Here is a 20962-nt window from a genome sequence, read left to right on the forward strand (position 1 = left end):
CCGCGGGCCAATACAGGCGGCTCGCGTTGGCCCGTCTCTTGGTTGGGCACTATGACATCCTCCTGTTCGATGAGCCAACCAATCATCTGGCGCCGGTGCTGGTGGGGGAGTTGGAGGAAGCACTCGCTTCATACAAGGGAACGTTGGTGGTGGTGAGCCATGACCGTGAACTGCGCCGCTGGTTTGCGGGTCTTCCGCACGGGGTGGAGCTGCAGTTGGAGGCCGGAAAGGTTGTTGGACGCCAACACGTCGCCTGATCCTGACGGGTGATCGGTCTCGGGGTGGCGATCCGGTGCTGCGGCCCGCCGGGTCTCCGCGCACTCGCCAGAGCGCGTTTGGTCGACCGCGATGTTGACCGCTACCGCCGCTCATGCGATTCTTTATCGAACGAACGGTCGGTAATTACGCCGCCTTCACGACGAATCGCTGATGATCACGGAGGAACACATGGCCGAGGCTTTTCTTGTTGGCGGGGCGCGCACGCCTGTGGGACGCTACGGTGGCGCCCTATCTGGGGTCAGGCCGGACGACCTTGCCGCGCTGACCATCCGCGAAGCAGTTGCCCGGGCGGGCATCGATCCGGAACAGATCGACGAAGTGATTTTCGGCAACGCCAACGGCGCCGGTGAGGAGAACCGCAACGTCGCCCGAATGGCGTCGCTTCTCGCCGGACTCCCGGACAGCGTGCCCGGCATCACCGTCAACCGGCTCTGCGCTTCGGGGCTTTCGGCGATCATCATGGCCTCGCACATGATCAAGGCGGGCGCCGCGGACATCGTCATTGCCGGGGGCGTCGAATCCATGAGCCGCGCGCCGTGGGTGATGGAGAAACCGGCCAAGGCCTTTGCCAAACCGGGGGATGTCTTTGACACCTCCATTGGCTGGCGCTTCACCAATCCGGCGTTCAACACCAGGGACAAGGTGACCTACTCGATGCCCGAAACGGCCGAGGAAGTGGCCCGGGTGGATGGCATCACCCGCGACGACGCAGACGCGTTTGCACTCCGTTCCCACGAGCGTGCCCTGGCCGCCATCACGGCCGGACACTTCACCGACGAAATCGTGGCGGTCGCGACGCGGCACGGTAAGCGCGAAGTGACAGTCGACACTGATGAGGGCCCCCGCCCGGAGACGACAATAGAAGCGCTGGCAGGGCTGCGGCCGGTAGTGAAACCAGGCGGTATTGTCACCGCTGGAAACTCCAGTTCGCTCAATGATGGGGCGTCCGCCGTCGTCGTCGCCTCTGAAAAAGCAGTCCGGCAGTTCGGGCTCAAGGCACGCGCCCGCATTGTCGATGGCGCATCGGCCGGTGTGGCGCCGGAGGTCATGGGTATTGGGCCAGTGCCCGCCACACGGAAGGTGCTCGCCCGCGCAGGGCTGACCATCGCGGACCTCGGCGCGGTGGAGCTCAACGAGGCCTTCGCCACGCAGGCGCTGGCGTGCATTCGCAGGCTCGGGCTCGATGAGGAGTTGGTCAACCGCGAAGGCGGGGCCATCGCGCTGGGGCATCCACTCGGCTCGTCCGGATCGCGGCTTGCAATCACCCTGATGGGCCGCCTTGAAAGGGAGGATGCCCGTATTGGTCTGGCGACCATGTGCGTCGGCGTGGGACAAGGCACGGCCATGCTGCTGGAGCGGGTGTAATGGAAGCGCTGTTGATTGACGACGGCGGCGACCGCCTCTCGGTGCAGCTAAACCGTCCCGCGGTGCGCAACGCAATCGATCAGCAGACGATCGACGAGCTCCACGACGTGTGCCACTTACTGGAGAAAGAGCCGAGGATCCTGATCCTGTCCGGTGCGGGCGGCGTCTTTGCCTCCGGCGCCGACATTGCCCAGCTCCGGGAACGCCGACGGGACGATGCGCTCGCTGGCATCAACTCAACCTTGTTCGCGCGGATTGCCCGGCTGCCAATGCCGGTGATCGCCGCGTTGGACGGTTATGCGCTGGGTGGCGGCGCCGAACTGGCGTATGCCGCAGACTTCCGCATCGGCACTCCGTCGCTCAGGATTGGTAATCCGGAAACCGGCCTCGGAATCCTGGCAGCAGCCGGAGCCACCTGGCGGTTGCGGGAGCTGGTGGGCGAACCGCTGGCCAAGGAAATCCTTCTGGCCGGACGTATCCTGGGCGCCGAAGAGGCTTTGGCTGCCCGGCTGATCACCGAAATCCATCCCGCCGAGACTCTCCTGAACGCGGCACACGCGCTTGGGGATCGGATCGCCAAACAGGACCCTCTGGCAACAAGAATCACCAAGAGCGTCTTCCACGCACCAGCGGAGGCGCATCCTGTGATCGATCAGCTGGCGCAGGGAATCCTCTTCGAATCCGGCGCGAAATTTGACCGTATGCAGGCATTTCTTGATCGGAAGAAAAAATGAGCATCCCACACCGGGTAGGCGTGCTGGGGGGAGGCCGCATGGGCGCAGGAATTGCGCACGCCTTCTGTGTGGCCGGTGCCGCCGTCGTCATCGTCGAACGGGACGACGACGCCGCTGAGGCCGCGCGCGGACGCGTCACCGCAGCGCTGGACAAGAGCGTGCAGCGGAGCAGCACGGAGGAGGACCTGGCTGCGCTCACAGCGCGGGTTTCCTTATCCACGGATTACGCGTCCTTTGCTGACTGCGGGTTGGTGGTTGAGGCGGTGCCGGAGGATTTTCAGCTGAAATCGGCGGCGCTCACCGCGGTCGAGGAACATTTGGAGGCCGAGGCATGGCTGGCGACGAACACCTCCTCGCTCTCCGTCAGCGATCTCGCGGACCAGCTCATGCGGCCGGAAAGGTTTTGCGGACTTCATTTCTTCAACCCCGTTCCCGCGTCCACCCTGATTGAGGTGGTCCTGGCCCGGCAGACTTCCGCTGAACTAGCTGAGTCCGCACGGGCGTGGGTTGGGGCGTTGGGCAAGACCCCCGTCGTCGTCAATGATGCCCCCGGCTTCGCAAGTTCCCGCCTGGGCGTGGCAATTGCGCTGGAAGCCATGCGCATGGTCGAAGAGGGTGTTGCCTCCGCTGAAGACATTGATGCCGCAATGGTGCTCGGCTACAAACATGCGCAGGGGCCGCTGCGCACCACGGACATTGTTGGACTGGACGTCCGGTTGGGCATTGCGGAATACCTGGAGTCGACTCTGGGGGAGCGGTTTGCGCCGCCGCAGATCCTGCGGGACAAGGTGGAACGTGGTGAACTGGGCCGTAAGTCCGGGAAGGGCTTCTTCGACTGGACCGAATAGCTTGCCCGGCAGGCTTAGCCGGCGCCCGGGGCACGGCTTCCAGGCCGATTGCGGCAAGGAGGGCTAGGGTTGAAGGTATGAAGGACATGGCGCTTGTGGAGGCGCCGCTTATCGGGCCGGTAGCAGCCCCTCAGCTTCACATCATGAGCTTCAATATCAGACGGCGCGTGATGAACGTGAATCGTTGGAGCCACGACCACTGGTCGCGGCGGGAGCCGCTGGTGCGGAAGCTGTTGGCGGCCGAGCAGCCAACTTTGCTGGGCGTGCAGGAAGCCCTCCCCGATCAACTGCCAGCGGTGCTCGGGGGACTGGGCGCAAATTATCAAAGTATCGGTGATGGCCGCAACGCGGATGGTGGCGGGGAGCTCTGTCCTGTGGTGTATAACGAGGAACGGCTTGAGCTGATCGACTGGGAACAGCAGGCTCTGTCCAATACACCCGGCAAGGCAGGCTCGACCGGTTGGGGCAACTTTGTGCCGCGGATAGTTGTGGTTGCCAGGTTCCAGGACCGTGCCACGGGGAAGGAGTTCACCGTGCTCAATGCGCACTTGGATCACAGGTCACGCAAGTCCCGCCAGCGTTCAATGGTGGCAATCCGGGAGATCGTGCTTGAAACCGATGGTCCGGTTGTGGTGGTTGGCGACTTCAACACGGGCGTTGAGTCCCAGCCGTACCGCACCCTGACCGAGGGAGGATTACTCACCGACGCATGGATCACCGCCGAGCGGAGGATTTCGGACCTGTGGGGCACCTTCCCGCACTACCGCGAACCCCGCCGCGGTACCAAGCGCATCGACTGGATTCTGGCTAACGCAGAGGTGAACGTGCTGGAAACCGGTATTAACGTCACCCGCTACAACGGCGACTGGCCGTCCGATCACGCACCTGTTCAGGCACTCATCACGCTGTAGCGGGCCGTCAGGATTCCTCCGGCTCAGCGGCGGAACTCTACTTCGTCAAAAACCTCTTCGAAGTAGCCATACCGGTAGCCGCTAGCATTGGGATGGAAGTCGTCGATCGCGAATGTCCCGGTAAACTTGATCCACGGATTTGGCGAACCGATGCCGTGACCGTCGAACTCCTTCACCACACTCACATACTCGAATCCGTTATCTTTCGCGGCTTTCTTGATGACCTTGTTGAGTGTGTCGGTTCCTTTGTTAAAGAGTTTTTGCGCCTTCACTGACAACGGGAACTCGGAGCCGAACTTCGGTGAGAAGAGGTGCGGATACCCGGTCACAATCACCTGTGAATTCGGCGCCCCGGAACGCACGCCCTGGTACAGCACGTTCAAGCTGGTGGAGAGCGATGTGCGGGCCTGAGCTTCCGTGGCCTTGATGAGTTGTTCGCACGTATTCAGTGACTGGCTGGCGCAAACCGAAAGGACGGTTCCAAAGTCCAGGTCATTGCCACCTGCGGACAACGTTATGAGGTCAGTCTCGCTACCGATGAGCCCCGCGCCAATGAGGCCGGCGAGCTGGTCAGGAAGGTCGGGCACCATGTTGTCGGGATCAACGGCGGCCTCAGCGCCGGAACAGGTTGCATTGAATGTTAGTTGAATCTTCCGCTCAGCATCGAGGAGGGTCGGTAGTCCCAAGGGGGACTGCCCGCACGCGTTCAGGTAACTACCGGCGCCAAAACCGGCTGCGTAGGAATCGCCCAGCGATACGTAATTGAGCGGCTCTTTGGGGGAGGCTGCGGCAGGACCGGCCACTAATCCTGCAACCAGCCCGACGGTCATAAGGGTAAGAGTTATAGCGCGCCCGAATGCGCGTCTCTGCGTAGTTTTCATTGCACCAAAGTACTCCCTGCCGGACTGCGCAGGATATGGGCAAAGCTTGGAAAAACCTTGGGCACCGGAAGGGTTGCCGGGTGGGCATGGTCGGGTCCATATTGAGTCTTAGACGGTGACCAAGGCTTCGAGGAGGCTGCCATGAGCGGAGCCGAGTCCGCTGAAGCGATTGCGCAGCGACTCTTGGACGCTTCACTGGGCACGATCGACATTCTGTCGGTTTACCTGGGCGACAGACTGGGCTGGTACCGTAGCTTGTCCAAAGGGCCTGCCACGCCCGCTGAGCTGGCCACGCGCACCGGCACATCTGAGCGCTATGCGCGGGAGTGGCTTGAGCAGCAGGCCGTTACCGGGCTCCTGAACGTGGACGCCGGACAATCGGAGGAACGCAGGTTCAGCATTTCTGCCGGTGCTGCCGAAGTGCTGACGGATACGGACAGCCTGAGCTACCTCGCCCCACTGGCCCGCATGCTGGCCGGCGCCGCCGTGCAACTTCCGTCCCTGGTGAAGGCGTACCGCACTGGCGCCGGAGTTGGTTGGGCTGAATATGGTGCGGACGCACGTGAGTCCCAGGCGGACATGAACCGGCCATGGTTCGAGAACAGACTCGCTGATGCCCTGACTGCCGCTCCTGCACTATGGGAACGGTTGCGCGCACCGGGGATCCGAATCGCGGACATCGGCTGCGGCGCGGGCTGGTCCAGTATTGCACTTTCCCGTGCCTTCCCGAGTGCTTCGGTGGAGGGTTTCGACGTGGATTCGGCGTCGCTCGCGCTTGCACGCGCCAATGCTGACGCTTCGGACGCCCGGGAGGGGGGTCAGCTTCCACGAAATTGATGCCGCCGGACTGCCGGAGCGCAGCTTCGACGTAGTGTTCGCTTTCGAATGCATCCATGATCTTCCTTACCCTGTGGAGGTACTCGCGTCCGCCCGGCGCGCACTGAAGCCCAGCGGCTCAGTGATCATCATGGACGAGGCGGTGGCAGAGCGATTTGAGCCACCCGGTGACGAAACTGAACGGCTGATGTACGGATTCAGTCTCTTGATCTGCTTACCGGACGGGATGGCGCACCCAAACAGCTCCGCGACCGGTACGGTCATGCGCCCGGAAACATTGCGCCGGTATGCGCGGGAGGCCGGATTCGCCGATGTGACCGTTCTTCCTATCGAGGACTTCGCGTTCTTCCGTTTCTACGAGCTCATCAACTGAAAAAGGCGCCTTGTTAGGCTGGATCATGGCCAGCACAGCGAACATGACATCGATGGACCGGCGGGTTCACTGGGATGGTGCGGTGAACGCCCGAGATCTGGGTGGAATATCAGGGATTGCCCGCGGCAGGCTATATCGGATGGGGCGTCATGAATGGCTCACCGAGGCTGGGTGGCAACATGCTTACGACGACGGCGTGCGCACAGTAGTCGACCTGCGGAACCCCGCGGAGCGGGGCCGCAGGGAGGGCGATCCGGTGTTGAACAGGTCAGTTCTGGACCGTTTCACGGTGCTCAACCGCCCCACGGAGGATCAGTCCGATGCTGCACTCATGTCACCCGCGGGCTACCTTAATTCGCCCGAGTACTACCGGGAAAACCTTCTTCGCTGGCCGGAGAAGATTGCCGCCGTGTTCCGTGGGATTGGAGCGGCACCCGCCGGCGCCGTCGTCGTTCATTGTGCTGCAGGGCGCGACCGCACGGGACTGGTAACCACCATCCTGCTCTCGCTGGCCGGCGTTCCGGATGACGAGATCGCGGCTGACTACGCGCTGGGGGTCCATGGGATCAATGATCACCATCGGCTGCAGGCTAAGCCCCGGGAGAAACCGAAATCGGATGACGAGCTGCGCGACTGGGTTGAGGATGCGCGGGGGCACCTGTTGAGACTGCTCGCCGATTTTGATGGTGAGAGATACTTGCTGGATGCCGGAATGTCGGTCAGGGAGGTAGCGGCGGTTCGTGCGAGGCTCACATCATGAGCTCGATCACGGCAACCTGTTGAACGCGTGATGTGATGGATTCATGAACGGATTGCAACCGTTTACTCTCGCCGGCACCATCGTCACCCTGGAGCCCCTGTCCCTCGACCACCACGACGGGCTGGTGGCCGCGGCCAGCGACGGCGAGCTGTGGAACCTCTGGTACACCCGCATCCCCCGTCCCCAGGGCATGGCCGCAGAAAATCAGGAACCGGCTGGCTCTGCAGGAGCAGGGAAGCATGCTGCCGTTCACCGCCCGCCGCACGGACACCGGCGAAGTGCTCGGCATGACCACCTACTGCAACATCAACGCTGCTACGCCCAAAGTGGAAATCGGCTACACATGGAACAGGGTCTCCACTCAGCGGACGGGGACCAACGCCGAAAGTAAATTGCTCCTGTTGACCCACGCGTTCAAAACGATTGGCTGTACCGCTGTCGAATTCCGCACCCACTGGATGAACCACCAGTCACGGGAGGCAATTACCAAGCTGGGCGCAAAGCAGGACGGCGTCCTCCGCGCGGATATGCGTATGCCGGACGGAACCGTGCGGGACACCGTGGTGTTCTCGATCATCGCGTCAGAGTGGCCGATGGCGAAGTCTCACCTTCTGTACCGGCTCAACAGGAGCCGCTAGCGCTTCTCCAGCAGAAGATTGGTGATGCGCATGCTGCAGAGGCGGGCGCCGTCGTCGTTGGTAATGACCACCTCATGGGTGGTCAGCGTGCCGCCCAGGTGAATGGGTGTGGCGGTGATGGTGATGACGCCGGTCCGCGCGGACTTGTGGTGGGTCGCGGACACGTCGACTCCGACGGCCGTCTTGCCCAAGGTACTGGCATGGATCACGGCGGCCCACGAGCCAACGGCTTCTCCCACGGCAAGGGACGCACCGCCATGCAACAGCCCAAACGACTGGCGGTTTCCCTCAACCGGCATCGTTGCGATCACACATTCAACTGACTGCTCAAGGATCTTCACACCCATTTTCTCGTCGAGTTCGCCGAGCTGGATCTGCCAGGGTTCGTGGGGCACGAGGGACTCCTTGCGTGAGACGGTTCATGTACGCTAGATATATTACCGAACGTCCGTTCAGTAATATCCCGCGGTGCATTTTTGGGTGCCGTTGCAAGCCGTATTTCGAATCCAGTACAGGTGAAAGGTCAACGATGACTGCCAGCGCCCTCAGCGTGGACACGGTTCCCAGCTTTATCCAGGACAACTGGTGGACGCCCGGGAAGCAGAGCCTGACCCCGGAAAACAGCGCGGAAGTGCGTGACGCCAGCACCGGCGAGGTACTTGCTGTGGTGAGCACAGATGGGCTGGACGTTGGCGACGTCGTACAGTACGCCCGCACCACAGGCCAGGACGAACTGGGCCGATTCACCTTCCACCAGCGTGCCCTCATGCTCAAGGCGCTGGCGCAGTTCCTGAACGGGCAGCGCGATCATCTGTACGAGCTGTCCGCCCGCACCGGTGCAACAAAGATCGACTCCCTGGTGGATATTGACGGCGGAATCGGCGTGCTCTTTACCTTCGGATCGAAGGGCCGGCGCGAGCTGCCCAACTCGCAGGTGGTGGTGGATGGACCGGCGGAGGTGCTGTCCAAGGACGGGTCCTTTGTCGGGGAGCACATTTATACGCGCATTCCCGGCACTGCCGTGCAGATCAATGCCTTCAATTTCCCGGTCTGGGGGATGCTGGAGAAACTTGCTCCCGCTTTTCTGGCCGGGGTGCCGACAATCGTCAAGCCGGCCACACCCACCGGATACCTGACCGCCGCCGTCGTCAAGTGCATCGTCGAGTCCAACATTCTGCCCGCCGGCTCGCTGCAGCTCATTTCCGGGTCAGCCCGCGACCTTCTTGACCATTTGGATTACCGGGACCTGGTGTCCTTCACAGGCTCTGCGTCCACCGCGAACAAGCTGAAGTCCCACGGGAATGTGGTGCACGGGGGTGTTCGGTTCACCTCGGAAACCGACTCCCTGAACGCCGCGATTCTGGGCCCGGACGCTGTTCCCGGCACCCCGGAGTTTGATGCGTTCATCAAATCCCTCGTGACCGAAATAACCGTAAAAGCCGGTCAGAAGTGTACGGGCATCCGGCGGACCATTGTGCCCAAGGCACTGGTGAACGACGTCGTTGCTGCCGCCCGCGACCGGATTGAACAGCGCGTCACGCTCGGAGACCCACGGGCTGAAGGCGTCACCATGGGTGCGCTTGCCTCGCTGGAACAGCTGCGCGATGTCCGCTCCGCAATCGAAACCATGATTGCCGCGGGCGGGGAGTTGGCCTACGGGACGTTGGATTCGCCGCGGGTCACGCACGCGGATGGATCAGTCGACGTGGCGGCTGATGGCGCTTTTATGTCCCCGGTCCTTCTCACCTGGGAGAACGCGGAAGCGGTTGAGCTGCATACGGTGGAGGCGTTTGGTCCGGTTGCTTCAGTGATCGGGTACGACGACGTCGCGCACGCCGTGCGGCTTGCCGCCCTGGGAGCTGGCTCCCTGGTGGCCACGGTGTGCACCAACGACCCGTCGATCGCGCGTGAACTGGTGACAGGGATCGCGGCTCATCACGGCCGGGTGCTGATGCTCAACCGCGAGGACGCACGGTCCTCCACAGGGCACGGTTCGCCGGTGCCACATCTGGTCCATGGAGGGCCGGGCAGAGCCGGCGGCGGTGAGGAACTCGGCGGGATCCGCTCGGTGCTGCACCACATGCAGCGCACCGCCCTGCAGGGTTCACCCAACATGCTGACGGCCGTGACCGGCGTCTGGCATACCGGTGCGGACAGGCACTTCGATGAGGTGCATCCGTTCCGCAAGGATCTGGCCGCGCTGCGGATTGGCGACGCCGTCCGCTCCGACCTGCGGCAGGTCACCCTTGAGGACATCACGGCCTTTGCGCGTTCGACGGGGGATACGTTCTACGCCCACACCAACCAGGAGGCGGCGGCCGCCAACCCCTTCTTCCCCGGCATTGTGGCGCACGGCTACCTGCTGCTGTCCTGGGGGGCGGGCCTGTTTGTCGAGCCTGCACCGGGACCCGTCCTGGCGAACTACGGGCTGGAAAACCTGCGGTTTATCACGCCTGTGGCTGCGGGGGATTCGATCCGGGTGACCCTGACCGCCAAGCGCATCACTCCGCGTGAGGACGAGGAGTACGGCGAGGTTGCCTGGGACGCAGTGCTCACCAACCAGGACGACGAGATTGTTGCCACCTACGATGTGCTGACGCTGGTCGAGAAGTAGGTGATTTCTGGGAAGCTCCCAGTGAACCCGGTCCGTCACCGGGAATAATTAACCATTCCCATTCAGCCAGTGAGTTCAGTGGGAGAATGTGTCGCGAGACCATGCCGGACCAGGCCGATGAACTGCTTTGGCCGCTCCACAATGAGCGGATAAGTAGCCCGAAGCACTGGAATACCGTTAATCATGAGCAGGTTCCCGCGCCGCCTATCTTCCCCAAAATCTTTCGGCCCGCTGTGGAACTCCCTGCCGTCTGCCTCAATACCTAGGATCCCTTCCACAAAAAGATCCAGCCCGGCCAACGCCGCTGACGTACACCTGGGTTTGAACGCTCAGTTCAGCCGCGCGCAGGTGGTATCTGGCAACCGTTTCCATGATGGATTGGGAGTGCGGATCCACGAGGTCCACAACGCGCCGTATCCTCCCGTCTTTGGCACTGTGCAAACGGCTCCGCAGTTGCCCGAGCGTGACCAGCTTCTTCACCACCGCCGACTCCACAATGCACAAAGCGTCCAACTCCGGCAGACACCGCAGACACTGCACACAGATGTCCAAGGGCGTGAGGGGAATAGCAGACCTGTGTACTCGAAATTCATCGGGAAGAGGCCGCCCATGATCAACACTGACATGGATGTATACCGGGTCCTTGAGGATCCAGAGGTCCAAGCGCTTGGCTGCGCTGATGCACGCCAAGTCGGAGCCAGCACATTTTGCTGCCAGCAGGTTGCGATCAGCATCCGGCAGAGAATAGACGCCACGTGCTGGCTTGCCGATCAGATTGGCCGCGAGCGCGTGGGTCAACTGATGCGTGCTGATGCCGAGCTGCGCCAGATCGCGTCTCCGTGCAACCCCACCCTGTGCTGCGAGTGCCTTCACCATGTCCATGGTGCAATGTTTGCGCAGATTCAATTCCCCGTCGGCTAACGGAGGCGCTATGTGGATAAGTTGCCCGTACTTCCGGGCAGTTGCCTAGGATTGAGGGGCTCCTCTGGGCGGGATGCTCCTGCTCAAGCGGGGCTGCGAGTGGGAATAGTTGATCACTCCCATTGAACCCGGACTGTGGATGGGAGCCTCCCACTGATGCTCCCGATGGAATGAGAGGTTCCCTTGTGGGAGCTGTTCCCGAGGAATAGGCTCAGGGAATCCATTTCTCAACGAGGAGGAACCATGTCAGTTGCGCGCGTTACAACTCTCACCGTCAGATCAACCACGTCATTTGAGGATGCCGTTTCCGAGGGCATCGAGCGTGCCAACAGGACACTGCGCGGCGTGTCCGGCGCGTGGGTCAAGGAGCAAAAGGTCGAGGTATCTGGTGGGGCAATCACCGCGTGGCAGGTTGTCCTGGAAGTAACGTTTGTGCTCGAAGACTGAGGCACCCGGGCAGAGCGGCCTACGACCAAGGGGTGACTGGTTTCTCCTGGGTCACTCCGTCCACGGTGAGGTCCACCCGTTCATTGAAGAAGCACAGCAGTCCGTGGATCTGGGCGGCGTCCAGGAAACTGGAATCGTATTGCCAGACGATATCAGTACCCTGCGGGGATGCCGGGTACGAAAAGTAGCTCGCTATGCCCTTGTACGGGCACACCGACCTGGTTTGGCTTGATTCCAGCACATCGAGATGGACGTCGTCAGCGGGAATGTAGATGCGCGGCGGCAGGAAGGTTTCGTACAGCAGTTCGGCGCGAGTGGTATCTGCCAGGGTGGTTCCGTTCACTGCCACCGTGATGGCCGCGGAGGTATGGCGGACATCGATGCGGTGGAACGGATCGCGTGGATGTCCGAAGATCGATTCGTCGTCCTCCCGCCAGCTGAAGGCATCAAAGTCGAGCAGAACGTGGCCGGCAAGCTCAGTGTCATCGGTGCGGAATGCGGCAGCCGGAAGGGATGCACCGTCAGCCGTGGTGATGGTCAGTGGGTTGCCCGGCGTCGTATGCCGGCTGAACTTAGTCCGCGGATCGAGGGCAGGCGGAGCGTCCAGCATGATGGCGATGGGGTACTCCGGGCTGACCGTTTGATCGGCATCGGCAGCGGTCAATTCCGCCCGGACGTCCTCCTCCGGCACTGCGAATATCGGTGTGACCCGCTTGGGCTCCCACACCAGCAGGGCCCGGTGGGTATCCACTATCGGGGTGTCATTCAGATACGCGCGGATGCGTTTGCCCGTGGGTTCGTACCGCAGTTGGTCCATCAGACCGAATATTGTGCTGGATATCTGGGTAGCCATATGACTAGGGTCCGCCCATGGGGGTTGGGCGTCAAGATGCAGATTGAGGCCACGGATTACGGGCGGTGCAGCCCGTTGAAGACCATGGTGATGACGTCGTCGGCCAGTTTGTCAGCGGTCAGGGTACCGCCCGGTTTGTACCACTCAACCAGCGAGTTGATGGTGCCGAAAAGCAACCGCGTGGTGGTGCGGGGATCAATGTCGCCCCGCAGTGATCCTTCAGCCCGTGCCGCGTCCACCAGCGCGGCCACCTGGTGGTCAAACGTACGACGGCGCTCAAGGGCTTCGCGTTCAACCTCCGTGTTGCCGCGTAGGCGAAGCAGCAGGGTGACGAACGGAAGCCGGTCAGTCAGCACGGCGATGGTTCCGCGCAGGACGAATTCAAGCCGGGCATCGGCGGGCCCGGAGGTGGCCTCTGCCTGAGTCAGAACCGCTTCGAGCCCACCCAACGCATGATCAAGGGCCAGCCGGAGGAGGTCCCCTTTGGACGGCACATGATGATAGATGGCCGACTTGCTGATACCCAGGTTCTCGGCCAGCACACCCATGGACGTGGCCTCATAGCCGTGGCGGTTGAACACGTCAACGGCAATGGTGAGAACAGTCTGCTGGTCATAGCCGGGGCGGCCGCGTCGTCCGGCGGTGGCCTGGGCTGGCGAAGTGGGCATAAGGGTCATTTTCGCATGAACGTTCAGTCAGTCTGCGGCGGCTTGGGCCGCAGGTCGTAGATCCGCCTCAGCTTGCCGCTCGAACGAGCAAGGGATCCGCTCTCCACAACTGTCACCGCGCAGCTTGATCCGATGTGAATCTTGATCTGCTCGCTGAGCCGGCTGGCCGCCTGTTCAGCGTCATGGGCGGAGACACCCTCGCGAGGTTCAATCTTCACGGTGAGCCGGTCCATGCGCTGCCCTTCCGGGCGGGTGAGCTCCAATTGGAAGTGCGGGCTGAGCGCAGGAATGCGCAGTGCGATTTCCTCTATCTGCGTAGGAAAGAGGTTCACTCCGCGGAGGATGATCATGTCATCGCTGCGGCCCGTAATGCGGTCCATCCGTCGCATGCCCGGCCTGGCGGTGCCAGGCAGCAGCCGCGTGAGGTCATGCGTGCGGTAACGGATGATGGGCAGCGCCTCTTTGGTCAGGGAAGTGAAGACCAGCTCGCCGTGCTCGCAGTCGTCCATCACGCGGTCCGTGAACGGATCAATGATCTCGGGACGGAAGTGGTCCTCCCAGATGTGGGAGCCGTCCTTGGTCTCGACGCATTCACCGGCAACGCCGGGTCCCATCACCTCGGAGAGTCCGTAGATGTCGCAGGCGTCGAAGCCCATCCGTTGCTCAAGTTCCTGCCGCATTTCCTGTGTCCAGGGCTCGGCGCCAAGCACGGCCGTTTTCAGCGAGGTGCTCCGCGGATCGATTCCCGCGGCAACCATCGCATCGAGGATGGTCAGCAGGTAGGTGGGAGTGCTGAGAATGGCATCCGGTTCAAAATCCTGGATGAGTTGAACCTGGCGCTCGGTCTGCCCGCCTGAGATAGGAATAACGGTGCAACCAAGCTTGTCGGCACCGTAGTGGGCGCCAAGCCCGCCGGTGAAGAGCCCGTAGCCGTATGCGTTATGGACCTTATCGCCGGCTTTCACACCGGATGCCCTCAGCGACCGGGCAACCAGGGTGGCCCAGCGGTCAATGTCACCGGCGGTGTAGCCCACCACTGTGGGACGGCCGGTGGTTCCGGAGGACGCGTGGATCCTCGCCACCTGGTTCTGCGGCACCGCAAACATTCCAAACGGGTAGGTCTGCCGAAGATCCTCCTTGGTTGTGTAAGGAAACTTCGCAAGGTCGCCCAGTTCGCGCAGGTCCGTGGGGTGCACACCCGCCCCGTCGAACTTCCGCCGGTAGAGGTCTACGTTTTCATAGGCGTACGCCACGGTGTGACGAAGGCGTTCGAGCTGCAGTTCCTCGATCCGCTCGCGGCTGAACGTTTCCTCCGGATCGAGAGTTGATGGGTGGGCCGCAGTCGCCTTCAGGGCGGTGCTGGTCATGCGTCCTCCTTTGGATTGCTGCGGCTCGGCGCCGGAACTGTGCGCGAGCGTCCTCTGAACTCTGCGATCAGACGAGTGGCGCCGTCGTCGTTCTCTGCCGTGACTGAAATATCGTAGAGGCCGCTGCGGCCCGCAGCCGCGCGTCTATTTGCCACTGCAGTCAGCAGCTCGCCGGAAAGGGCAGAGGTAAGGAAATTGATGTCGACGCCGGCGGCAACGGTGATGGTGTCCGTCTCGCCTGCGGGATTGCACGCCAGCGCAAACGCGGAGTCGGCGAAGGCAAAGATCATGCCTCCGTGCGCTATTCCGAAACCATTGAGCATTTCCTGCCGGACCCGCATGGTGATGGTGGCGTGACCGTCGTCAACCTTGATGATTTCGATGCCGAGCCAGCGCGAAGCATGGTCCTGCTCAAGAATCGGGTGGGGAAGTTGGACGTCGATGTCCACCATGGATGCCTCTCGAATTATTTACCGAATGTTCATTAGGTAATACCTGAGGAGTATCCACTGTCAAGCGGCGGCGGCATTGTTGCGTAGGAAAGGGGACCGTTGACGCTTCAACCGGGATGCTACGCTGAACGGCACAGATCAGCCCAAGAACCGTCCTTCGTTTGATGGAACGGAAGAGGGGATGTCCTTTTTGCGCACACCGATGCCTGCTCTCGCGAAAGCTGCCTGTGCCCTGCCTGTTGCGGCAGCCATAGCCGCTTGTACGCCAACATCGCCACCTGCGGGAGGTCCACCTACTCCCGCGTCTGCTCCAGCCGAAACGGCGTCAGCGGGGCCGTCCACCGCTGCGCCGTCGCCCACATTAGCTGAGCCAACCGTGGTGCCGCTCCCGCCGCAGGTCGAGGCCGTCGTCTCCTCAAATGGTCTGGCGACCGACGCCGGAATCGAAATACTTCAGGCCGGCGGCACTGCCGCGGACGCCTCCGTGGCAGTTGCCGCTGTCCTGAGTGTTGTGGAGCCCTACTACTCGAGCGTTCTGGGCGGCGATACCTGGGCGCTGTACTACGACGTCGACGGCGGGGCGGTCACGAGCATGAACGGGATTGGTCCGGTGGGTGCCAACGCGACGTTGGCCGATTACGCCCCGCGGGCCGGCGATTACGGGATGCATCAGGCCATCCTGCCCGGTGCGTGGGACGGCTGGATGGTGTGGCTCAGCGAATACGGCGAGCTTGGTCTCGGCGAAGTTCTGGCGCCGGCCATCGCCGTTGCCCGTGACGGCTATCCGGTGAGCGCGGAGATGACTTTCTGGCTGACCCAACAGGAAGCGAACATCAGGAACAGCCCTGTCATGAGCGGGCTCTACCTGCGCGATGGCGCCCTCATAAGCACGGGCGGGACAGCATATCTACCAGAGATGGCCGACACGTTCGACGAGTTGGTGCAAGCGTACGACGGCGAGGGAGACCACGCGTCCGGCGTTCAAGCGGCGCGGGACTACTTTTACCGCGGCCCCATCGCCGAGTCCATGGTGGCGTTCTCGGATCAGTTTGGTGGATATTTCACCCAGGAGGATTTCAGCGACTATGAGGCCGAGATCGTTGAGCCCATTTCGATCGAGTACGACGACGAGACCACCGTCTATCAGAACCCACCCAACAGCCAGGGCATCGCTATGCTCCAGGCACTCAACATCCTCAAGGACCAGGATTACTCCGGGCTCGCACCGGATGACCCCGACGTTGTTCACCGTCAGATTGAGGCGGTGAAGCTGGCCTATGTGGACCGGTTTGAGTATGTGGGTGGCCCGGACCGGGCGGAAGTGCCGGTGGACGAACTGCTGTCCGATGAGTATGCGGCAACCCAGCGTGAGCGCATTGACATGGGCAGCGCGGCGGAATGGCCGATCGAGGCGGGGCTGGACCGTCAGTCAACGGACACGACGACCTTTCACATCACCGACCGCCTGGGCAATGCGGCTGCGGTGACCACGAGCCTTGGCGGACAGTTCCTGGTGGTGGGGGATACCGGCATCCACATCAATGAGCGGATGAACTTCATGTCGCTGGATCCGGACAACGTCAACGTCGTCGCACCGGGCGCAACAGTCCGGCATACGTCCAACCCCTACATGGCGCTGCGCGGCGGTAAGCCCTACCTGCTTGGCGGCAACACCGGCATCGACACGCAGCCGCAGGCGCAGGTGCAGCAGTTCATGAACATCGTGGAATTTGGCATGACACCGCAGGAGTCCGTTGCACAACCCCGCTTCGTCAGTACAGCTTTTCCGGCCTCCAATTTTCCGTACGCGGCAGATAATATCCTGCACGTGGAGACGAGCTACTCGCTTGCCGCAGTGGATAACCTGCGTGGCCGCGGGGACAACATCGCGGTGGGCATTGGCATCTTTGGGACGGCGAACATCCTCCAGCTCGGCGAGGATGGGACCACTGCACAGATTGGCGCTGAACCCCGCAATGAGACGGCCAGCGGCGAAGTGATCCCCGTCGGGTAGGAGCCTTGTCCGCGGCTCCCGGCACCTCCTCCTACATAACAATTTAGTGACGTTGGATGCATCACGCCCTCCTGACTAGGTGTAACGTCTCCGACTCACCTCAGTGGAAGCGCTCCCACTTGACAGTGCCACACGTCACATCCATGATGAGGATGTGCGTGAGAGCGCTCCCACGCCAGTCCAAGCAACTTCCACTCTGTTATTCGATCAACTCTGACAAAGGAGTCACCTGTGCAAACTCGAGCAAAGTTCACTGTGCTTTCGGCGGGCGCAGCCTGCCTGGCCCTCGCTCTTACCGCCTGCGGATCGGGCGCCGACGGCGGTAATGCTGACGGACCCACCGGCGAGGAGGACGTAACGCTTACTGTCGCCACGTTCAACGAGTTCGGGTACGAGGAATTGTTCACCGAGTACCAGGAACTCAATGACAACGTCACCATCGAACACAAGAAGGCAGCCACATCCAACGAAGCCCGAGACAACCTGACCACGCGTCTGGCTGCCGGGTCCGGACTGTCCGACATCGAAGCCATCGAAGTCGACTGGCTGCCCGAGCTTCTTGAGTTCCCGGATCAGTTCACCGACCTGTCTGACCCTTCGGTGGAGGGCCGCTGGCTCGATTGGAAAACCGAGGCAGCCACTACCACCGACGGCGCGCTGATCGGCTACGGCACTGATTCCGGGCCTGAGGCTGTCTGCTACCGTGCGGACCTCTTCGAGGATGCGGGCCTGCCCACCGATCGGGATGAGGTGGCGGCGATGCTGGGGGATACCTGGGACAGCTACTTCGATGCGGGCCGCGATTTTGTGGCCGCCAGTGACGTTGCCTGGTTTGACTCCGCGGGTGCCACCTACCAGGGCATGATCAACCAGGTTGCCAACGCCTATGAAACAGAGGACGGAACCGTCACTGCCATCGAAAACCAGGAGGTCAAGGACATCTACAACACTGTCCTTGAAGTCTCGGTTGAAGATGACCTGTCCGCTCACCTGGGCCAGTGGAGTGAAGACTGGACCGCGGGCTTCCAGACCGACGCCTTCGCGACGATGCTCTGCCCGGGCTGGATGCTCGGCGTGATTGAGGGCAACGCCGCCGGGGTTGAAGGCTGGGATATCGCCAACGTATTCCCCGGTGGCGGCGGGAACTGGGGAGGCTCATACCTGACCGTTCCGGTGCAGGGTGAAAACCCGGCCGAGGCCAAGAAGCTTGCCGACTGGCTGACCGCCCCGGAGCAGCAGATCAAGGCGTTCAACTCCAAGGGCACCTTCCCAAGTCAGACAGATGCGCTCGAGACCGAGGACCTGCTCGGAGCAACCAACGCCTTCTTCAACGACGCCCCCACCGGCGAGATCCTGGCGGAACGCGCGCAGGCTGTGGAACTCACCCCATTCAAGGGTCCCAAGTACTTCGCTATCAATGATGCGATGCAGCAGGCCCTGACCCGTGTGGACGTGGACCAGACCGATGACCCTGCCTCCTCCTGGGAGAAGTTCATCACCGCCGTCAACGCTCTCTAACCATGGCTGTCACCGACCGGGTCCGGCAAAGGGCCCCCGAGAATCCGCCGGACTCCAAGAGCGTGAAGCGCATTGCTTTGTCGCACAAGGTTTCCCGCTGGGACGTCAAGTTCTCGCCCTACCTCTACATTTCGCCGTTCTTCCTGCTCTTCGCAGTCACCGGCCTGTTCCCGTTGGGATACACGGCCTGGGTTTCACTTCACAATTGGAACCTGATTGGTGGGCAGGGTGACTTCAGCGGACTGGAGAACTACGCCTTTGTGCTGTCCCAGCCGTTCTTCTGGAACGCGCTGGGCAACACGTTCAGCATTTTCGTCCTCTCCTCGGTGCCCCAGATTATTCTGGCCATCACCATTGCGGCGGTGCTGGACGCGAACCTGAGGGCAAAGACGTTCTGGCGGATGGGGGTGCTGGTGCCGTTTGTGGTGGCGCCGGTAGCTGTCGGGTTGATCTTCAACAACCTCTTCGCGGACCAGTTTGGTCTGATCAACGAAGGCTTGACAGCCCTTGGCCTGGACCCGGTGCGGTGGCACTCCGATTCAACCGTCAGTCACGTAGCCATCGCGACCATGGTGAACTTCCGTTGGGTCGGCTACAACGCGCTGATTTTCCTGGCCGCGATGCAGGCGATTCCCCGCGACGTTTATGAGGCAGCGACGATCGACGGTGCGGGCCGGTTGCGGCAGTTCTTTTCCGTCACCGTCCCGATGCTGCGGCCCACGGTCATCTTTGTGGTGATCACGTCCACGATTGGCGGGCTTCAGATTTTCGACGAGGCCCGTGTGTTTGACCAATACGGGCTGGGCGGCGCCGACCGTCAGTGGCAGACGCTCACCATGTACATCTGGGAGTTGGGCTGGGGCCAGCGCAACTTTGGCCGCGCATCAGCAGTCGCGTGGCTGTTGTTCCTGCTGATTGTGCTCATAGCGTTGCTCAACTTCTTCATCACCCGCCGTATCGCCAACCAGGGAGGACGAAAATGAGCTCCATCCCCATGATCCAGCAGACCGCAGGGAAGGCTGCGGCGCGTGCCGCGGCAAAGAAGGCGGGCAGCGGAAAACCACCACAACGACGACGGCGGGCTCCCGGCGGCACCATGCGCCGGCCAGGCTTTCTCACCTACGGCTTCCTGGGCGCAGTACTTCTTGGGTCACTGTTTCCCCTCTGGTGGTCCTTCCTGGTGGGCAGCCATGACAGCACCGTTCTCAGCAGGGGAGTGCCGCTGCTGCCGGGCGGCAACTTCCTCGCCAATGCGGCCCAGGTCCTTGACAGCATTCCGTTCTGGAAGGCACTTGCCAACAGCCTGATCGTGTCCACGGTGACAGCGTTCGCCGTCGTACTGTTTTCCACGCTGGCAGGATTTGCGTTTGCGAAGCTGCGGTTCAAAGGGAGCCGCTGGCTGCTGGTCTTTGTGATCGCCACCATGGCCGTGCCCACGCAGCTCGGTGTGGTGCCGCTGTTCATTGTGATGGCCAAGCTGGGCTGGACGGGTTCGCTGTGGGCCGTCATCATCCCCGGGCTGGTCACCGCATTCGGGGTGTTCTGGATGACCCAGTACCTCAAGGATGCGTTGCCTGATGAACTGATTGAAGCTGTCCGGGTGGACGGCGCGTCCATGATCAGGGCGTTTTGGCACGTGGGGCTCCCGGCCGCGCGGCCCGCCGCCGCGATGCTTGCGTTGTTCACCTTCGTGGCCACCTGGACCAACTTTTTCTGGCCGTTTATTGTGCTGGACCCCAGTAATCCCACTCTGCCCGTGGCGCTTCAACTGCTGCAGGCAGCCCATTTTGTCGACTACTCGGTGGTGCTGGCGGGCGCTGTTCTCTCCACGATCCCACTGCTGGTGGTTTTCATCGTTGCCGGACGTCAGCTCGTTTCCGGAATTATGCAAGGAGCAGTTAAAGGATGACCTCACGCACAGCCTTCCCCGACGGATTTCTTTGGGGTGCAGCAACAGCGGCATACCAGATCGAAGGCGGAGCACACGCTGACGGACGGAAGGACTCCATCTGGGATGTCTTCGCCAGGATCCCCGGAGCCGTTGCGGACGGCCACAATGGCGATGTGGCCTGCGACCACTACAACCGGTCGGCGCAGGATGTGGCACTGATGCGGGACCTGGGCCTACAGTCCTACCGTTTCTCAACCTCGTGGTCTCGGTGCATGCCCGACGGCGTCACCCCCAACGCGGAAGGCATCCGGTTCTACTCGCAGCTGGTGGATGAGTTGCTGGCCGCTGGGATCACTCCGTGGCTGACGCTCTATCACTGGGACCTTCCGCAGGCGTTGGAGGACACCGGCGGCTGGGCCAACCGCGAAACCGCCTACCGCTTTGCCGAGTATGCCGCCGTCATGCATGAGGCACTCGGTGATCGGGTCCGGATCTGGACCACGCTCAACGAGCCGTGGTGCGCGGCCTTCCTCGGCTACGCTGCCGGCGTCCACGCGCCGGGACGGCAGGAGCCGCGGGCGGCACTCGCCG

At 62.1% G+C, this 20962-nt stretch carries 21 protein-coding genes and 2 pseudogenes; 16 read left to right on the plus strand and 7 right to left on the minus strand.

Features of this window, described 5'->3' with window-relative positions; translation table 11 throughout:
* The 5 genes and pseudogenes from Y708_RS23765 to Y708_RS0107980 all read left to right on the plus strand — a co-directional run.
* Positions 1-257, plus strand: a pseudogene (locus Y708_RS23765) (ABC transporter ATP-binding protein); the annotation flags it as partial.
* A gap of 190 nt (positions 258-447) precedes the next feature.
* Complete coding sequence (locus tag Y708_RS0107965; protein ID WP_028279513.1) at positions 448-1644, plus strand: thiolase family protein; 1197 nt, start codon at positions 448-450, stop codon at positions 1642-1644.
* Positions 1644-2378, plus strand: a complete 735-nt coding sequence (locus Y708_RS0107970) for an enoyl-CoA hydratase/isomerase family protein (RefSeq protein ID WP_028279514.1) — start codon at positions 1644-1646, stop codon at positions 2376-2378. The genes Y708_RS0107965 and Y708_RS0107970 overlap by 1 nt, the downstream gene beginning before the upstream one ends.
* Positions 2375-3226 (plus strand): 3-hydroxyacyl-CoA dehydrogenase family protein, encoded by an 852-nt coding sequence (locus tag Y708_RS0107975; protein ID WP_028279515.1) that lies wholly within the window; start codon positions 2375-2377, stop codon positions 3224-3226. The genes Y708_RS0107970 and Y708_RS0107975 overlap by 4 nt, the downstream gene beginning before the upstream one ends.
* A gap of 143 nt (positions 3227-3369) precedes the next feature.
* On the plus strand, positions 3370-4137 hold the full coding sequence (locus Y708_RS0107980) for an endonuclease/exonuclease/phosphatase family protein (protein ID WP_253905741.1): 768 nt from the start codon (positions 3370-3372) through the stop codon (positions 4135-4137).
* 23 nt (positions 4138-4160) lie between these two features.
* Here the strand turns inward: Y708_RS0107980 and Y708_RS0107985 are convergent, their stop codons facing one another.
* Positions 4161-5018: an SGNH/GDSL hydrolase family protein gene (locus Y708_RS0107985; RefSeq protein ID WP_081746589.1), complete on the minus strand. Its 858-nt coding sequence runs from the start codon at positions 5016-5018 to the stop codon at positions 4161-4163.
* A 141-nt stretch (positions 5019-5159) separates the two neighbouring features.
* Between Y708_RS0107985 and Y708_RS23770 the strand changes: the two genes are divergently transcribed.
* The 4 genes and pseudogenes from Y708_RS23770 (at position 5160) to Y708_RS23775 (ending at position 7626) form a co-directional block, all read left to right on the plus strand.
* Positions 5160-5855 (plus strand): methyltransferase domain-containing protein, encoded by a 696-nt coding sequence (locus tag Y708_RS23770; RefSeq protein ID WP_253905742.1) that lies wholly within the window; start codon positions 5160-5162, stop codon positions 5853-5855.
* Positions 5806-6228 (plus strand): class I SAM-dependent methyltransferase, encoded by a 423-nt coding sequence (locus Y708_RS30955; RefSeq protein ID WP_253905743.1) that lies wholly within the window; start codon positions 5806-5808, stop codon positions 6226-6228. Before Y708_RS23770 ends, Y708_RS30955 begins: the two co-directional genes overlap by 50 nt.
* A 25-nt stretch (positions 6229-6253) precedes the next feature.
* Positions 6254-6988, plus strand: a complete 735-nt coding sequence (locus Y708_RS0107995; protein WP_081746591.1) for a tyrosine-protein phosphatase — start codon at positions 6254-6256, stop codon at positions 6986-6988.
* Positions 6989-7031: 43 nt separating this feature from the next.
* Positions 7032-7626 (plus strand): annotated as a pseudogene (locus tag Y708_RS23775) (GNAT family protein).
* Here the strand turns inward: Y708_RS23775 and Y708_RS0108005 are convergent.
* Positions 7623-7973 (minus strand): PaaI family thioesterase, encoded by a 351-nt coding sequence (locus tag Y708_RS0108005; RefSeq protein WP_081746623.1) that lies wholly within the window; start codon positions 7971-7973, stop codon positions 7623-7625. The pseudogene Y708_RS23775 and the gene Y708_RS0108005 overlap by 4 nt on opposite strands.
* Positions 7974-8155: 182 nt before the next feature.
* On the opposite strand from Y708_RS0108005, the gene paaZ reads away from it, so the two are divergent.
* Positions 8156-10240: a phenylacetic acid degradation bifunctional protein PaaZ gene (gene paaZ, locus Y708_RS0108010; RefSeq protein WP_028279520.1), complete on the plus strand. Its 2085-nt coding sequence runs from the start codon at positions 8156-8158 to the stop codon at positions 10238-10240.
* 255 nt (positions 10241-10495) lie between these two features.
* Here the strand turns inward: paaZ and Y708_RS0108015 are convergent, their stop codons facing one another.
* Positions 10496-11122 (minus strand): type IV toxin-antitoxin system AbiEi family antitoxin domain-containing protein, encoded by a 627-nt coding sequence (locus tag Y708_RS0108015; RefSeq protein WP_028279521.1) that lies wholly within the window; start codon positions 11120-11122, stop codon positions 10496-10498.
* A gap of 282 nt (positions 11123-11404) precedes the next feature.
* Between Y708_RS0108015 and Y708_RS0108020 the strand changes: the two genes are divergently transcribed.
* Positions 11405-11608: a dodecin family protein gene (locus tag Y708_RS0108020; RefSeq protein WP_028279522.1), complete on the plus strand. Its 204-nt coding sequence runs from the start codon at positions 11405-11407 to the stop codon at positions 11606-11608.
* A 19-nt stretch (positions 11609-11627) separates the two neighbouring features.
* Here the strand turns inward: Y708_RS0108020 and Y708_RS0108025 are convergent, their stop codons facing one another.
* The 4 genes from Y708_RS0108025 to paaI are packed head-to-tail and all read right to left on the minus strand — an operon-like array spanning position 11628 to position 14948.
* Positions 11628-12461 carry a DUF427 domain-containing protein gene (locus tag Y708_RS0108025; RefSeq protein ID WP_028279523.1) on the minus strand — a complete coding sequence of 278 codons (834 nt, stop codon included), beginning with the start codon at positions 12459-12461 and terminating at the stop codon, positions 11628-11630.
* A 56-nt stretch (positions 12462-12517) separates the two neighbouring features.
* Positions 12518-13129: a TetR/AcrR family transcriptional regulator gene (locus Y708_RS0108030; RefSeq protein ID WP_028279524.1), complete on the minus strand. Its 612-nt coding sequence runs from the start codon at positions 13127-13129 to the stop codon at positions 12518-12520.
* 23 nt (positions 13130-13152) lie between these two features.
* On the minus strand, positions 13153-14496 hold the full coding sequence (gene paaK, locus Y708_RS0108035) for a phenylacetate--CoA ligase PaaK (RefSeq protein ID WP_028279525.1): 1344 nt from the start codon (positions 14494-14496) through the stop codon (positions 13153-13155).
* The gene (paaI, locus tag Y708_RS0108040) at positions 14493-14948 is read right to left on the minus strand and encodes a hydroxyphenylacetyl-CoA thioesterase PaaI (RefSeq protein ID WP_028279526.1); all 456 of its coding nucleotides are present in this window, start codon (positions 14946-14948) and stop codon (positions 14493-14495) included. Before paaI ends, paaK begins: the two co-directional genes overlap by 4 nt.
* Positions 14949-15327: 379 nt before the next feature.
* Here paaI and Y708_RS23780 point away from each other — a divergent pair, with 379 nt between their 5' ends.
* The 5 genes from Y708_RS23780 to Y708_RS23785 all read left to right on the plus strand — a co-directional run.
* Positions 15328-16962, plus strand: a complete 1635-nt coding sequence (locus Y708_RS23780) for a gamma-glutamyltransferase family protein (protein WP_216699757.1) — start codon at positions 15328-15330, stop codon at positions 16960-16962.
* Between the two features lie 231 nt (positions 16963-17193).
* Entirely contained in the window at positions 17194-18480 is a 1287-nt protein-coding gene (locus Y708_RS0108050; RefSeq protein WP_028279527.1) for an ABC transporter substrate-binding protein, read from the plus strand.
* A gap of 2 nt (positions 18481-18482) precedes the next feature.
* A complete protein-coding gene (locus tag Y708_RS0108055) occupies positions 18483-19463 on the plus strand; it encodes a carbohydrate ABC transporter permease (RefSeq protein ID WP_028279528.1) in 981 nt (326 codons plus the stop codon).
* The gene (locus Y708_RS0108060; RefSeq protein ID WP_028279529.1) at positions 19460-20389 is read left to right on the plus strand and encodes a carbohydrate ABC transporter permease; all 930 of its coding nucleotides are present in this window, start codon (positions 19460-19462) and stop codon (positions 20387-20389) included. The genes Y708_RS0108055 and Y708_RS0108060 overlap by 4 nt, the downstream gene beginning before the upstream one ends.
* The coding region (locus tag Y708_RS23785) for a glycoside hydrolase family 1 protein (protein WP_035775704.1) at positions 20386-20962 on the plus strand (577 nt) is incomplete at its 3' end. The genes Y708_RS0108060 and Y708_RS23785, both read left to right, overlap by 4 nt.

The sequence above is a fragment of the Arthrobacter sp. H5 genome, assembly GCF_000520595.1.
Taxonomy (GTDB): Bacteria; Actinomycetota; Actinomycetes; order Actinomycetales; family Micrococcaceae; genus Arthrobacter_D.